This is a genomic window from Ruegeria sp. AI3 (assembly GCF_056541245.1).
Map to the genome: position 1 here is coordinate 86,178 of NZ_JBQFYA010000007.1, position 14,865 is coordinate 101,042.

At 51.0% G+C, this 14,865-nt stretch carries 17 protein-coding genes and 1 tRNA gene; 9 read left to right on the forward strand and 9 right to left on the reverse strand.

Features of this window, described 5'->3' with window-relative positions:
• Positions 1-8 precede the first annotated feature (8 nt).
• Positions 9-986, reverse strand: coding sequence for an adenylate/guanylate cyclase domain-containing protein (locus ACRZ95_RS12155; protein WP_348540132.1), 978 nt, complete (start codon positions 984-986; stop codon positions 9-11).
• A 462-nt stretch (positions 987-1,448) separates the two neighbouring features.
• Here ACRZ95_RS12155 and ACRZ95_RS12160 point away from each other — a divergent pair.
• From ACRZ95_RS12160 to ACRZ95_RS12200, 9 genes are all read left to right on the forward strand, one after another.
• Positions 1,449-1,542: transfer RNA gene (locus tag ACRZ95_RS12160), tRNA-OTHER, on the forward strand.
• Between the two features lie 19 nt (positions 1,543-1,561).
• Entirely contained in the window at positions 1,562-2,068 is a 507-nt protein-coding gene (locus ACRZ95_RS12165; protein ID WP_170679187.1) for a hypothetical protein, read from the forward strand.
• Entirely contained in the window at positions 2,068-2,247 is a 180-nt protein-coding gene (locus tag ACRZ95_RS12170; RefSeq protein WP_170679185.1) for a hypothetical protein, read from the forward strand. Before ACRZ95_RS12165 ends, ACRZ95_RS12170 begins: the two co-directional genes overlap by 1 nt.
• A gap of 3 nt (positions 2,248-2,250) precedes the next feature.
• Positions 2,251-3,309, forward strand: a complete 1,059-nt coding sequence (locus ACRZ95_RS12175; protein WP_170679183.1) for a hypothetical protein — start codon at positions 2,251-2,253, stop codon at positions 3,307-3,309.
• The gene (locus tag ACRZ95_RS12180) at positions 3,302-3,466 is read left to right on the forward strand and encodes a hypothetical protein (protein ID WP_170334772.1); all 165 of its coding nucleotides are present in this window, start codon (positions 3,302-3,304) and stop codon (positions 3,464-3,466) included. Before ACRZ95_RS12175 ends, ACRZ95_RS12180 begins: the two co-directional genes overlap by 8 nt.
• A complete protein-coding gene (locus ACRZ95_RS12185; RefSeq protein WP_209940275.1) occupies positions 3,459-3,611 on the forward strand; it encodes a hypothetical protein in 153 nt (50 codons plus the stop codon). The genes ACRZ95_RS12180 and ACRZ95_RS12185 overlap by 8 nt, the downstream gene beginning before the upstream one ends.
• Positions 3,611-3,925: a hypothetical protein gene (locus ACRZ95_RS12190; protein ID WP_170679181.1), complete on the forward strand. Its 315-nt coding sequence runs from the start codon at positions 3,611-3,613 to the stop codon at positions 3,923-3,925. The genes ACRZ95_RS12185 and ACRZ95_RS12190 overlap by 1 nt, the downstream gene beginning before the upstream one ends.
• A complete protein-coding gene (locus ACRZ95_RS12195; protein ID WP_170679179.1) occupies positions 3,925-4,113 on the forward strand; it encodes a hypothetical protein in 189 nt (62 codons plus the stop codon). Before ACRZ95_RS12190 ends, ACRZ95_RS12195 begins: the two co-directional genes overlap by 1 nt.
• 4 nt (positions 4,114-4,117) lie before the next feature.
• Positions 4,118-4,714, forward strand: a complete 597-nt coding sequence (locus tag ACRZ95_RS12200) for a hypothetical protein (protein WP_170679176.1) — start codon at positions 4,118-4,120, stop codon at positions 4,712-4,714.
• A gap of 236 nt (positions 4,715-4,950) precedes the next feature.
• On the opposite strand, the gene ACRZ95_RS12205 is transcribed toward ACRZ95_RS12200, so the two are convergent.
• The 8 genes from ACRZ95_RS12205 to ACRZ95_RS12240 form a co-directional block, all read right to left on the reverse strand.
• Positions 4,951-6,273, reverse strand: a complete 1,323-nt coding sequence (locus ACRZ95_RS12205; protein WP_170679174.1) for a vWA domain-containing protein — start codon at positions 6,271-6,273, stop codon at positions 4,951-4,953.
• Positions 6,266-7,018, reverse strand: coding sequence for a helix-turn-helix domain-containing protein (locus tag ACRZ95_RS12210; protein WP_170679172.1), 753 nt, complete (start codon positions 7,016-7,018; stop codon positions 6,266-6,268). Before ACRZ95_RS12210 ends, ACRZ95_RS12205 begins: the two co-directional genes overlap by 8 nt.
• The gene (locus tag ACRZ95_RS12215; RefSeq protein WP_170679170.1) at positions 7,015-8,154 is read right to left on the reverse strand and encodes a Clp protease/crotonase-like domain-containing protein; all 1,140 of its coding nucleotides are present in this window, start codon (positions 8,152-8,154) and stop codon (positions 7,015-7,017) included. The genes ACRZ95_RS12210 and ACRZ95_RS12215 overlap by 4 nt, the downstream gene beginning before the upstream one ends.
• Complete coding sequence (locus tag ACRZ95_RS12220; protein ID WP_170679168.1) at positions 8,138-9,655, reverse strand: coiled-coil domain-containing protein; 1,518 nt, start codon at positions 9,653-9,655, stop codon at positions 8,138-8,140. The genes ACRZ95_RS12215 and ACRZ95_RS12220 overlap by 17 nt, the downstream gene beginning before the upstream one ends.
• A gap of 92 nt (positions 9,656-9,747) precedes the next feature.
• Positions 9,748-10,140 (reverse strand): thermonuclease family protein, encoded by a 393-nt coding sequence (locus ACRZ95_RS12225; RefSeq protein ID WP_170494867.1) that lies wholly within the window; start codon positions 10,138-10,140, stop codon positions 9,748-9,750.
• Between the two features lie 412 nt (positions 10,141-10,552).
• Entirely contained in the window at positions 10,553-11,554 is a 1,002-nt protein-coding gene (locus ACRZ95_RS12230; RefSeq protein WP_170679166.1) for an AraC family transcriptional regulator, read from the reverse strand.
• Positions 11,555-11,719: 165 nt separating this feature from the next.
• Positions 11,720-12,118, reverse strand: a complete 399-nt coding sequence (locus ACRZ95_RS12235) for a hypothetical protein (RefSeq protein WP_170679164.1) — start codon at positions 12,116-12,118, stop codon at positions 11,720-11,722.
• Between the two features lie 118 nt (positions 12,119-12,236).
• Positions 12,237-13,850 carry a COG3904 family protein gene (locus ACRZ95_RS12240; protein ID WP_170679162.1) on the reverse strand — a complete coding sequence of 538 codons (1,614 nt, stop codon included), beginning with the start codon at positions 13,848-13,850 and terminating at the stop codon, positions 12,237-12,239.
• Positions 13,851-14,865 lie beyond the last annotated feature (1,015 nt).

Below are 14,865 nucleotides of genomic sequence, written 5' to 3' on the forward strand. Positions count from 1 at the left end.
CCCAAGACTTAATCTTGCCACTCCAACCGATACAAGACGTGGTGACCGCGTAGACCTTTAAGGAGTCTGGGTTCTATTTCAGAAAAAGAGAAATCGGTTCGTCCTCCGACCATGGCACGAGTCGCATCTGAAACGAGTATCTCGCCCGCCGCACCAACGGTCGTTATGCGTGACGCTTTGTTGACCACAGTGCCAAAAAAATCTCCACGAGATTGCACGACATCACCAGTATGAATCCCAATCCGGACACCGAAAGATGGCTCCTCGGAAGCCGATGCAATGGCCCCCTGAATCTTGATAGCGGCCGTTAGTGCTTCTTTCGCGGACGGAAAGACGGACAACGTTCCGTCTCCAAGGGATTTCACGAACTGGCCATGATACTTTTCGATGATCGCCGCCAAGACTTGGAAGTGGTTTTCGATCAGCACCGACCAACGCTGATCGCCCAACGCCTCCGCCAACGTTGTGCTGCCCTCCACATCAGTGAAAAGTACCGAAGCCAAACCTTCGGTTTGGACCAGCTCGGGTCCATCTTCACGCGCAGCATCCACCAGTTTTTGGATGGCCAGCTGTTCTTTACCCACGAGTTCAATATTTGGAGTGGGTACTGAAGCGTGGCGATTGATGATCTTCCAGGCCGCACCCTCCAAGACAAAAATCAGAACGGTGCGGTAAAAGACGGCTTCATCAAAGCCGACAAACTGAATCTTATGGACGAAGGATGACCATCCCGTTTCTCCGTTTTCGAAGGCCTCAGCTTCAACTTCTTCGAAAACGACGGGTGCCGGGATCTCCGCAAAAAATCCGCTAACCCCATCGCGAACTGCTTGCCCGCTCCAAAACTCACCTTCGCCTGTGCCAACGAACCTTAGTTCATCTGCTTGCGACAGAAAATCCTGCAACTCGTCAGTATTCTTTTTGGTTCTGAGTATTTCATACCAACGCCTCGAAACCGCCAGCAGCTCAGGTGAGGAACGTATCGTCACAAATGACTCGAGACGCTAAATGGAATGAGGCTTACAAGGTCTTGCAACCGGGATCTCCATTTTTCGAAAGATGCAGGTCAATGCTGCCGCTGACGTTTGGTCAGATCAAGACTTTTGTATTTCTCCAGAACACAGCGCGTCAGACGCAGATCAAAAGACGCGCGTCGGTTCAGAGCGAACTATCGACGGAGTTTCTGAGCTCGAGTCTGGATCACAGGGCATCGAATCGCTTCGCTGTCTGAGAACTACTCGACGCTGTACTGGCCCGCAAAATAGGATGCTTCATTCTTTTTGGCACACGCTAAGCTAGAAGGTTCCCAGAACTACGCGGTGAATTTCGAAGTGCAGCACGCTCCGTCTTGACATGGTTATGCGAACTGGTTCAGCTTGCGGTCATGACGTTCACACGCATCCACTGCCATCGAATATCGGCCTGAAGTCGATAACCCACGCGAAATCCGCGGGAGGCAGCATTGGTATGCGGGCGAGGCTTATATCCTTGTAATTGCTCCAGATTAGAGTGCACGAGTCGGTTCGATTCCGACGCCTCCTACCATCCTTAGGAGGTGTCCGACATGGCGGACGACGTCACGAACACAATTGATTTCAACGATATCAAGCAATCGGTCGAGGAGAGCCTCGGACGCACACCCGAAGGCTGGTCCGGCTTGGTCACCGCGCTCTTCACAGAGGTTAAGGAATACTGCGATCTGAAGGGTGCCACCTACCCCTTTGTCCTCCAGATCAAGGGGAAGCTGGGAGAGCTCCGCATCTACCACAGGTGTGATGATCGACACATCCAGTCGATGATCATCGCCACGATTGCACGAGCAAATCGTACCTGTGAGCGCTGCTCAAACGCTGCCGAGACCCAGCTGTTGGACGGCTGGTACACGACATTGTGTTGTTGGTGCGCGCATGATGTCGCGACCAAGCGCCATCCGAAACGGCACCGGCTATTTGGCGTTCGAAAAAAGCGTGTTCGAGATCGAATGACCTGCGGTGTCTGCGGATATTACGGCCAGATTGACCGAACGGATGACCGTAATCGGTGCCCCGCGTGCGTGAAGAAGGACTGGTGATGACCGCCGAACAACAAGTGATCTTCAATAAGATTATGGAAGACTACGATGATGAGGACTACCCCCGGAAGCTCATGAATACGAGCTCGCTGGCCACCGGTCATGTCCCGCCGATTGCCCTTTGCCAGATCTCGAGAGGGGTCTTCCATCTCAACAAGACCAAGTTCTGGAGAGTGTAACTGATGGGTGATGTCGAAAAGAGCTGGAAGGAATTCCGGGAAAAGGTCCGAGGTGTGATCGAGGACCATGGAGCGCCGGCTGATCTCCGCTCATTTGACGCCTGGTACGCCGAAGAGATGCGTTTGGTGATGGCGCACAACTACCCAGCTCCGCACGTCCCTGACGTCACATGGTCGACCGAGGGTCTGCATGTCGAGTGTGATGACCGCGAAGTGGTCGACCATATGATGACTGCTATGGCGCAGGTTTCACACGATCTCAAAGAGGCGCGCGCCCGGAGGTCAGTGATGAGCAGTGTTGTCGACTGGAATGATATTCATGGAAGCGTCTTCAAGCAGCTTGGTGAGTATCGTGCCGGGTGGGCGGAGCAGCTTACGCTTGCACTTGAGAAAGTGAAGAGGTTGATCGACGAGCAGCCCGACCTGTTTGGTGATGAACACCCGTCCATCGTTCAGATCAAACAGAAATGGGGAGGCTTGCGCGTCTATGAGGGCCCGGGCTGCAACCAGGCTACGAGTGAAGAGATTCAATGGCGTGTCGATCAGATTGAGCAAACCTGTGAAGGTTGTTCTAATTCTGCTCAACGCCAGAACATCGTTGGGTTTGTGACGACGCTTTGCAGCTGGTGCTACAATGATGCTCTGAGGCGGCGTTTTGAGGGCGCCGAAGAATCCTGGCCCGACAGCCTGAGGCTGGACGTTGTGGAAAACTATCCGGACCTCGTTTCCCCGGATTGCGCATCTCTTGTTCCTGCTGTCGGAAAGGGCTGGCTCGTCATGATTTCGCAAGCACTCCACAAGCTTTCCTTCAGTCAGGAATTCAGGGCACTGGACCCTGGAACTATTCAGATCTCGGATATTAAGAAAGGCCAGGATGGCCAGATTTCCATCGGTTTCAGTCGATACCACGATCTCATTCAGGAGTACGCTGACTGGATGGAGTTTCGATGCGGTGTGACGTGTGAAGAGTGTGGCCACGTTGGTGACATCGTTCGGACAGCCGACAGGTCTCAAGTGCTCTGTTCTCACTGTTACTGTACTCGGGAGAAGTCTGATGGGTGATGATGACGACGTTGAGCTGGATGAACAAACCTTGCGTTTGCTTAGGCTTCGGGAGGCTGAAATTGCGGCCGGTCGAGCAAAACTTACCAAGCCGATTACCTCGGATGAGATCCGGTCGCGAAAGGTGCCTGATCCGAAGGGTAAGCCAGATGAGTGACGAGACTTCAGGAGAGGAAATCCCAATTTTCGTAATCTGCGAGACTTTGGTGAACGGCCAACTCCGAGCGATTGAAGGAAAAGAAACCACTGTAAAACCAAACAAGATCTTAGTCTTGGCGATCAGTGTCGAGGATGTTGAGTGATGACAGATGATTTTTCAGAAGAAGAGATCTTCGGGCGCCCGTTGCAGGATGTTCCTCTGGATGCCTTGATCGCAGAGTTGCAAGCTCGTCGCAGAGAGGGTCCGGAGGTCTGGCTTGCATTGCGCAAAATGATTTTCGAGCAAATCGCCGATTTTGCACAGCGTCCGGCCGATGCGCCCAAATGGCGGGATGAATGGGTCAAAGAGAACACCTGGGATCTAGTGACTGACGACCATGATGTCGAGATCACTGATGGTAGCGGCAACGTGTTCGACGACCTCGGGATCGAAGACCCAAGGAAGAAGACTTGGTGATGGGGGCCGAGCATTTCAGCTTGATCTTATCCGCCGTGATCATTGTCGCTTTGACGATCTACGTCAGACACATCGTCCACACTGCTGGAAAAGATCGCGAAGTCGATCCAGAGCGAGTGAAGAAGATCATGCGAGATCTGGACTGCAGCCACGTGGACCGGGTGATGAACCTGCGAAGGAAGGGCTAGCGGGATGTTGAAGGTGGTTGTTTACGTCGGTGATCAAGAAGTTGCTCGAGCTGTAGCTGAGAACGATTCAGAGCTCGCGGACGTGTCTGATTACAATATTCGAATGAGCGAACGGGCCGCTGAACAGCTGGGCATTCAGGAAAAAGGCCTTGGCGGCCGGATTAAAGGCCACCCTCGAAATCAGACGGCCTGGGCGCTCGTCCGCAAGATCGCAGACCTTTGGCTTGCGGGGACTGGCGCGGGCGAAGAAGGCGTTGAGGCAGAGCTGCCGCCGATGATCCGCAAGTCTGTCCGCGAACTAGATGAGAGGGTCGAAAAGGAATCGAACCAGAGCGAAGATTGGAATGCTGTGATCAAGCAGATATCTGATGACGAACCGTATTCCCTGGGCTTCTACGCTGACAAATTTGAGTCGTGGACAGCGGACGAGATTGGAGCTCTTCGATGTGATGTGGTTGAGACAGCAACAGAGGAGGAACTAATGGCCGAGGTCGAATGCCGGCGAAGAGCTGGTCTACTGCCCAAGGAGGCCTCTAATGATGGATTCTCAGATCTGGTTGATGATCTCTGGGGCAAACTCGATACAGACCCAGACTGCTAGTACAGCTTACCGTCGACGTTTTTGAATACGTCAAGTTACCGAAACCCATCGTCAACTTCCTAATCTGCGACCTGAGGAACGTCGCCTTCCAAGGCAATCTTTCTATATTGAGATCGAGGTTTTGAGGGTGACCGATGGCAAGCCTCACATTTGGATTTCGCCGTCGATGCTGCCGAGTTTGCGCGCCAATAAACAACGCGCAAAAAGCTCGGAATATCTGGTTTTCAGAGAGTTTTTTAATCACCACCGACCATGCGATCCACCCAGGATTTTTTTGCGGTTCCACGGTGGTCTGCACGGCGATGAAACGCAAGCTCTGAACTGAGCGTCATTTCTTTGTGCATTCTTGGAGAAATATCACGGTCTACGTGCCGTGCGAGTACTTTTAGGCCACGCACCAGTTCCCGGCTTCCCGGCAATTCGCGAACATATGCCTCAAAATACCGTAACTCTCTTTCAACGTAGTTGGCCGCCTCCCGAAACGCTCGATCTCGGTTCATTTGCCCCGCGCGGTTCAATACGTGAGCCTGCCAATGTGTTGCGACTATCGACGCAATTTCCGATGATTTTGGACACCTTGCGTTTTCTCCTCTGTCCGCAGCCATAAGTAGGGCTGTACTGAATTGCGGTTGAAATGGCTCGCCGCCTCCCACTGATCTGGCAGAAACGCTCGCTGTGAATTCAAATCGCTGTTTATGAGCAGACGTCGGACAAGTTACTTTTGCTACCACCGCGCGTTCTACTTCGTTTTGAAGGGGCCCCAAATCGACATTCAAGCGTCCCGCGTGTCCAAGAGATGAGGATTTGCCGAGGATTTCTACGTGAAACCCAGCTGGATACTGAATTGAAACTTCGACGTTGTCGGCCACGGTAGAGAAGATGTCTTCTAGCTCCCCGAGCAAAACCGATGAAATCTCGGTGTCAAATTCGGCATCATGCAGTCTTCCACCTCCATTTTCAGAGATGCCCCGCAGCAGCTGTTCATCGTATCCATTTCCAATACCGAGTGCTGAAGTTGTTACGCCTCTTTTGCGCAGTTCGCTCGCATGCCGGCGGAGTTCAAAAGGATCCGTAACGCCTTCGTTGGCGTGCCCATCGCTTAGGATAATGACCCGTGGCGGCAGTCTGGAGTCCGCCTCGTAAACGGTGGCGGCACGGTCAACAGCTTGGAACCACCCACCGCTCAAGTTTGTACATCCACGCGTCCGCAAGCGCGAAATCTCAAACTCGATTTCTGGCAAATTTTTGTTGTCGACCGAAACAGCATCCAGGTGAGTAACAACGTCCGAACCAAAGGAAACAAGCGTCAAACGATCTTGGCTTGACAGCTTCGGCACAAGGCCCAACGCTGCCTGTTTTGCTGCCTCAAGCTTTCCACCTGACATCGAGCCACTGACGTCAATTGCCAAAGCAATGTTCATGGGTTCCCGTTCGCGTCTAGAAGACGAGTTGCAATCCGAGGCTCTTACCTTGGCCACCAAGTAGCGAACGGAGTCGCCGCGTTCCCAAAACTGCTCACGGTCAAATTGGCACTTCAGTTCAATATTATTATCAGTCACGTTTCTTGCCTCCTATTAGTATTGCGCGGAGATGGTCCGCGAGTTGTTCGAATAATGCGCGCTCTCTTGGTTCAAGCTTTCCTCTGATCGAAAGCTCCAGGTCTGGAGTGATGGAGATCCGGTTCCAGATCATGCCTCGGGCACGCCGAGGTGCTGGGCCCTCGAAAAGCTCTTCCAAACTGACGATCAGTTGCTCGATACTGGCAAGGCTCTCTTCTCTCTCAAGGCGCTTTGCTTCCCGCCGTTCACTGAAACGCGGTTTCTTGTCACCGAACAGATCGCGGCTTTCTTCGCTGTGCTGGCCATCAGATCTTGCGCGCGGCATCGGTGCCATTTTGTACGCGAGCGGAACCTCCTTTTGTGTCTCAATGTTCCTGAGATATTCCCGCGCCGAACCTCGCGATCTGGTTGCGGTCGGCAACTCCTCGGCCCATTCTTCTATCTGTTCTTCCGTTGCCGTCATGAACCGGAGTCCAATGTCTGCCAGCGTCATGCCGTATAAGTTTTTTAACGTCAAAACTGCCTTGGCTCGCTCTACATTTGTTGCAGGGTAGGTTGCCCCTCTCCCCGATTTGCTTGGCGAGGAAAGTAGTCCTTCGCTTATCCATGAGCGCAATGTTCGAGGTTCCACCCCAGTTCTTTCGCTCAGTTCTTCAAGTGTGATTCCATTTGTCATGACGAGCTGAATAATATTGACATCTCGACATGTCAAGTTGACGACTTCTTGCGTTTTACTGTTGATCACTGTGTCACGACGCCCCAATTTACCAGCTCAGCTCGGGATAACCTGTAAAGTTGGTCGGCCGGTGTAGACGCTCCAGCCACAAAAAACTCCTCTGAAACCCCTGCCGCTGAAAACAGGTGAACGAGAATGGCTGAGGTTAGTTGGGAGTCGGCCTCATCCGACACACCAACTTCTGTCCGCCATTGGTGAACTTCAATTGAACCGCTTCCAACCACATCCCTTTCTGCGCCTCCCAGAAAAAGCAAAGTGCACGAGCTAGCACACGGACCAGTCGCAATGGTTTTTACGTCTGCGTCGCGAAGAACCGTATGTCCGCGGATAGCCTCGTCTACTAAACCTCCAGGAGATGAGAACTCTATGACGTTCGCGCCTTGACCAATTGCATTGATCAAAGCGTCCACGCTTTCCGCAGTGACCTCTCCGGAAAAACTGTATTTCTTGCCCCTTTCAGGTATTTGAGCCGTATTAGGATTGCCGTTCAGCCAAGGACAATTTCGGAAGAGCTTTTCTGCTTCACCTTTGGAAATCCCGGCTTTTGACAGGGTAGCATTCGACACAAAAGCTTGTTGCGGCGTTCCACCTGGATCGAGATTCCCGAGGCTAATTTTTAGATTCAACCCGTCCGCATAGATGTTCGAATAGCACCAGGCTGTATCGAAGTTCTTGTCTTCTTCGTGCTTGAAGGAATGCCCGGCGGTCACAGGAAATTCTGTACCTCCCAACATGACTGATGTTTCCCTGAAAATAGTAAAGTCGGTTGTGATTACTCCTCCATCAACGGACTTCTCATTAGTTCCAACAGCGGGCCAAGGGCTGACTTCAGTGGCAGTCGCATCGGAGGCCTCTGTTACTTGGACTTCGGACTCTGACTGCATTATCCAACTGACAGCAAAACCAATCGCTAAAACTAAAACTGCGGCAGCAATCATAATCAGTGAGGACCGAATTCCCTCTGCAATAAGGACACGACGCTTGGACTGTGCGGCGGCGTGCTCGATTTTAACTTGAGCTTCGGCTTCAACTGTTCTGGTGAGACGAGCAGATGCTTCGCGAACTTGTCTTGCTGGTTCAGCGATCTTGTCTGACATGGACCGAACAACGGATTCCAGCATCTGCGTATCATGCAGCGTGCGCATAGCTAATCTCCTCACTATCAGAATCTTTTTGGGAAGCCGCGAGCTGAGTTTTTAGTTCGTTTGCGGCTTCTTCAGGAAGGGCTTCGAGGATGGCATCCAAGGCGCCCTGTACGTTTTCTCCGACAGGAACAGGTACGTAGGTAAACTTCGTTACGGGCACCTCGATTTCGACTGGCTTTTCAATTTCTTTTTCCACAGTGACTTCAACCGGCACCTCGACGCGTTGCACGACAGGTTTCACGCCACGTACGCGAAACCACTCGGCATAGAGGGCAACACTTGCTCCGGTCAAAGCGCCCACGACCCCAAGCAATACCCCAAACGCGGCACCAATCTGTTTGGCCTGGTCTTCGGAAACTTCGTACGGCTCAACACCAAAGACAAACGACGCCCAACGGTGCATTTGAGACTGGTTGGAGAGCTCCTCGACATCGGCGGATTTCGTAACCGCTTTTTCCTCCAACACCTCAATTTTGGCACCACGTTCGGCAGCATGCATCTGAGTTTTCGCAAGCGCTTCAACTCGCTCCGCAGCCCGCACTGCACTTTCGGCTTCGTGCTCTGACAACCGCTCGGCTGCTTGGTTCCTTGCGGTCTGAGCATCATTCAACGCTGCCAGCGCCTGCGGATCAGGTTCTGTAATGGACGCTTCGATTTCCGTGTTTAGCTTTTGGATCTCGGCATCAAATGGTGCGCGGGCTTCTGCGATAACTGTCTGCTTGGCCGGCATGCTTCTCATACGGGCATTCAATTGAGCCCGAGTTTGCTGGTCGATTGCTGATCCGTTAAGGCGAGACATGATGCTGTCTTGTTCGCTTTGCCATGCGTCTGCGGCCGCATCGCCAGCTTCTGTTTGCTGGTGGATCACGCGCTCTAGCTGAGAACGAAGTTCTCTTGTCTCTAAGCTCTCAAGACTTTGCTTTGCACGCTGAAGTGCCTCTTCTCGCAGGGCCAACGAGGTGCGAAGACTCTCCAATTGTTCAGCATCAGCTTCCTTGATCTTTGTTCCATCAAGTTCATCCTGCAAGGCGGCTTCCGACAAAGCTTTGATTTCGCCTTTGATTTCCCTTAGTTCCGCTTTGGCTTCTGCTACTGGCGTGGTTGTGACGTGAACAAACCTCTCGAATCCGTTGAAAATTGTCTCGAAAGAAATCAGTGCAGCCACCAATAGCCCAACGGATGCGAACAAACGCGCCCAGCGTCTTGAATGAAAAACAACAGTCGCTGCCGGAATCTTCGCCAACTCTACGGCAGCAAGAACAACAAAAACGCCGAAGACTGGAAACGTCTGCGCAAATCCACTGCCCTCTGGCATGCTTGAAGCCTGTGCGAATGCAATTCCCAAACCGACAGACACTAGAATAAGCTCAATTCCCCAGGCAAGCCGGATGAGCTTCCGCGCGTACCCGAGGTTTTGACTTTTGACGTCAGATTGACCCACGAAATCCGAGGCGAGCCCGCCTACGTTTTCGGTTCCAGAGTTTTCTACTTCTTCCTTCATAACAGCGACCTCACGTAAACCTTTGATTTACATAAGTCCGCTCTAGGAATTGACTTTTTACTTCCTGCCAGAGGCTTGAGGAATTGTGCCGTTCAACAGTACTTTGCGCGTCTTAGTCGAGATTTTGCCGCGGATGTTTCCAGATGACGGTAGCGACCACCAGAGTATCGTGCGCAATCCAATGCATGGCCGGCAGATATAACCGCGGCGCCAACGTCTTGCCCATCCGCATAACAGACGCCCACATACCGGTCGTACGTTCGTTCTCCGTTGAGTTTGCACTCAACAGTCTTGCCATTCAAAAACATCACCATCCAACGTTTCGCATCCCTACCAGCGACGCTGCCGAGTTCGGGTGCATCGACACCTTGTAGTCGGACAGGTGTACCGTTCACTACGATGGTATCAGCGTCGCGAACCTGTAAGCTCCCCGCAGAAAGCGAACTCGCCGAAAAGAAGCAAATTATGAATGCCAATCGCAGCATCTATTTCTTCTCCATTTGTTGAACAATGCACACCACAGGTGATCGGCGGGGGGGCTACGCAGACATTTGTGTTCTGTTGCGTGCCACGCCCCCTGATCCCGCCGCACTCCTCGCCGTCGAGCTTCGCCTGTTCGACGATACAGCGGAACTGGTCTGCATTTGACCCACTCTCTCCCGAATTAATTGCGAGATGCGGCCAAAAGCTTTTTTTGTCATGCCAGTTCCGGGCAAATTCCTACTTTCACTGAAAGCTAGGAACTTCTGCGCCATCAACGACTTCAGACAGGAAATCAACAGAAGGGTTTTCAGAAACACAATCGGCTAATTTGCCTGTTGATGCACTCGGCTTCTTAGGATGTGCTAACGAGCATCCCCTGCGCGCGCCATTTAAGCTCGCAATCAAAGAGCTGGATCAGTTGAGCAGTGAGTAGCCCCTTGGTGCAACGCCGGTCCAACGTTTGAAAGCTGTGGAGAATGCGGCTTGGTCGGCATAGCCGAGCGCAAATGCGATCTCAGAAAACGCCATATCATCTTTCATAAAAGTCTTTGCGAGATCAAACCTAAGTTCGTCCACAATTAAACGGAATGTGAGCCTCTCCTCTTTGAGACGACGCGCAAAAGTCCTAGGGCTCATTCCGAGGCTGGCTGCAACCTCATCTGCCGACAGAATTCGCGCCGGGAGTGAGGTCGTCAACAAACCTTCTATTCGGGATCGAAGTGTTTGATGTCCGTTAACCTGCTCTCGCAGTAGGCGCTCTCCATATTCAGAAAGATGCTCTCTCAGTCTCAAATCATAGGTCGGTATCGCCAAGTCTAGCGCGGAAAGCGGCAAAATGATTTCAAGACTTTCCGACCCAAAGACGACGGGGAAACCCGCCAATTTTTGAAACTTCTCAGCTGATTTTCTAACCTCGTGGTCGAACCGCATTTCTATCGGAAAGAAATTGGTTTGCGTAATCGCCCGCATTCTGGACAACACTCCAAACAACAAAAATTCAGTATGCCTATGGAATTTAGAGTAGCTTGGATCCTTCCATGTCACTTCGAAAGACGCAGCGTTTCCGGATACTTTCAGAATGTATTGGACAGCCGGATCGATGATCTCATGAAACCTTGCGGTGTTTTCTACAGCAGCTCGCAGGTCCTTAGAATACTTACTGATGTAGCCTGTTAAGCTATTTGAAACTCGCCAGGTCGCACCCGCCCGAGCTCCAAATGTTACGTCGCCTAAAGCGTCGCAGGCCTCCCTCACAAACAAAGCTTCTTTTTTGTACTCATAGTGCTTGGCGTTTGGCGCTGCGTCCTTGCGCGTCAAACCACTCTTCTTGAGCACTCGTTCAGCTATTCCTTTGTCACCAGAAAGTTTTTCTAACTCGCCGATTAAATGCGTGAGCCTAGAGGCATCGACTTCCATGAACACACCAGTTTGAATTCGATTTTCCAAAATCCTATTGCTGAGGGATCAGATTTCAAAATGTTAGTCGGCTGCGTCCAGAATTTACAGGTTTGCACTGGCGTATAGGCAACAGAGGACGCTGATCAACACGCCCTCTTGGAAAAGCAAACCGGCCAATTTGAATTAGGCAAATTTGACGTTTGGTGTCTTGGGACCAACGAACGGCAGCATGAACACCGCGAAGGGCAAAAAAATCCACAAGCCCCAGGTCCAATCACGGTTTAGCATCGAAGCGCGTCGCGCCAAGACTGTTCCGACGAAGTAGGCTAGATAGCCCTGCCCAATCAACATCAGAGCGTTGACTGCATGCGCCTCGGTCCAAGTATTGAAGGTCGACGGAATTCCGTACGAAACAAGCACCTTCCAGACAAGTGGAACACCAAAAGTAAAACCAAAGAACGTCAAACCATCAATTGGTGCGTACGCTTTCCGTGTCATGCCAAAAATCAAAAATCCCAGCCATGTCAGGAGCATTGCCCCTTGCACAGAATTCGAAATCGCCATGTGAGTTTCATAATTCATTTCAAGTAACCTTCCTCTTTAACCCTCTGATAAAATGAAGGTTTGAGAGAAAGGTTTCTTTATAGATTCTGCCAAAAAGTTAACTCCAGGCGTCAAAATGAAACTCGCTTCCTGAACGTTACTCTTTCCTGCTTTCACCGTTCTCGAAGACTATTTGCCCCGTTTTTGTGTCGAACCCTAATTCGTACCAAGCCACACCGCGCGCCGTTTTCCCTCTGTCAGGGCTATGTGCAAACCAGTCGATCATTGCGGCGACAACGCACAAGTCCCCTGAACAAGAAATATCGAAGCTTCCGTCCCTGGCAGTGTAATCTCTATTTGGCCAACGCTCAGCGAATTTTTGCTTTTCTTTTAACAACGCTGTTTTACTCAACATACTACCGTAAAATTCGATTTTTGAGCTGTAGGCATTCTCCATTGCTCTCATCGCCGACGTGTTAGGAAGCGACCAACCCGCGAGGTAATTTTTGTAAATTCCTTCCGCATTATAGCGGTCGACGAGATCATCTTTTACGCTGCTACGGCCCTCGTCTTCGGGTTGCTCTCCACTAATGCAGAGCTGAAACGCACTCCTCATCAGGCGCTTGTCCGACTCATTCGGACGAAGATGGAAATACATGCTAATGCCAAGTGCACCGGGTAACCGAACCACGCCTTTCGCCTCACCTGACAGCAAATCTACACCGCGAGAGTCAATTTGGATTTCCGCCACGGCGTGACTGTTACTATAAAAACGCACGTTCTGCGGTGGATACTCTAATTTTGGTTTTCCGGGCGGTGCCCACAGGGAAAAACCGCTAACCATCTCTTGAGCGAGGCCCATTGTGCGTTCATCAATCTGTTTCTGATCTTCAAGCAGCGAAAGAAGCAAAAATGGGACTTCAGCTCGGCAGAACACAGAGACTTTTCCGATGATATTTCTGCCTTCTACATTTCCCGGGAAGGTTGCGTATGCAAAAACACCTTCACCATAAGGTTCCAAAGTGAAATTGCTGAATGCATCGGCAGGCAGAATGTTGAACGACGTTAACTCCTCAAATGTCGGAATGTACATCTCCTCAGGTATTGTCATGCTCATTCTTGAGAAAAGGTCTGGCGATATTCCCATAGACGAAATGTAGCTGTGAACAATTCCAGAAAGGGTTTGTGTCATAACTTCAGTTTCATAGACATCAGCTACTTGGCCTGCTGCGTTGGCCGCGCTGCTGAACTGGTGGAAACCGAGAATTGAATCGTCCCTTAACTCCCTGCTTTCCCCTCCAAGGAAGGCGAGAGCACAAGCCGACATACATATCCCGGGCTCTTCCTTGGGGCGCCAATAGTCATCGCCTTCTGTTCTCTGGCGATACGAGACAACGCGCGCGATCAACCCCTGTTCCCGTATCATTTTCCCGAGCGCCATGCCCCCAAAAAGGCTGCCACCCCGTGAGTTCAAATCGATATAAAAGGTGAAACCATCAAATGGCTCTGAGTTGAGAAACTCTCGAAATACATTAGGGGTATCTGAAGTTATCTCACCATCAGCTACCACGTAGTTGCTGTGGTTCGCGTAGATTATGTCAAAGGTCATTTCCTTTGACCAAGCCGGCTGAACAAGCAGCACAAGCAGCGCTAGGACCCCCAGAAGATCTTTGATCTGCACCTTTGGCCCTTTCGTGCTGATTTGCTCGAATCCTGCGTCTCGACCAGATCTGGTCACCGCTGGAAACCCTATTCGAGTAGTTAGCTTCATCAAGTTGTCCTATGCCGACTTCACCTAAATTCGAGCAGAGACCGTTGCTCAAAGTAAACCCTGAATTGCGTCATATTTTGAGCATCGGTTAGTTTCTAGGAAGGGACATAAACTCAGTGGGTGAGTAGCGGCGTTTCTAGCAACTCACGTGCCCGACAACGCCTGAGCGTGCGCCTGTAGAAGTCACTGTGCAATGTGATCTTTGGGGGGCCGGTGCCGGGCTATTCAATGTTTCAGCGCCAAGCGCAATAAGAGCAGCACCCGTTTGAGCGGCCCCAGAATTTGCCTCTGACTGCTGCCAAGTGGTCATTACACACTGCGTCATTTCTTGGGTGCCCGGAACAAAACCAAAATTTTGGCACTTCTTGGTGAAATGTGCGCGTTTGGTTTCCATAGGCGTCGCGCTGTGCCAAATCGGGCTTTCAATGCGCGTAATCGCGGCAGTTCCGTCTACATTTGTACACGCCGCAACTAAAGGCAGTGCCGCTGCTATCAATACCAAATTCTTCACGATCTTTTCCTCCGATCAATTATCTTGTTTCAAGGCTGAGTTAGTCATGGGGACACAACCGAACTTTTTAATCTACGCCAGAGAACGTGAAAGTGCTGCCAAATGATTGGGCTCAATCTATTTTGCGGGGATTCCTACGAGGTTGTAGGGGCGCTTACAAACTTGCGTTTTCAACATTGATTTCATTGATGTGAATCTTGGAAGTTTTCTCATGTTTCCGCGCGAGCATTTGCGCTTTGGTCAAAGCCTCTTCGAGTTCGGAGACTAAATTTCATGGCCTGCTCGCATGTATTTTATACCACCGCTATCATTACGATTGGCACATATTAAATTGCACAAAAAAGCCGCTGGCTTTCTGCGGCAAGTCTTATCAACACCTTAACCCCTAAAATATGACATTTTTTCATATATTTACAAAAAATCAGATGAACTGAGCCACAAATAGTGGCAGCACGGAAAAAAAATCTGGCACACAATATAATGTTTTATCTCAAGAGCAACACA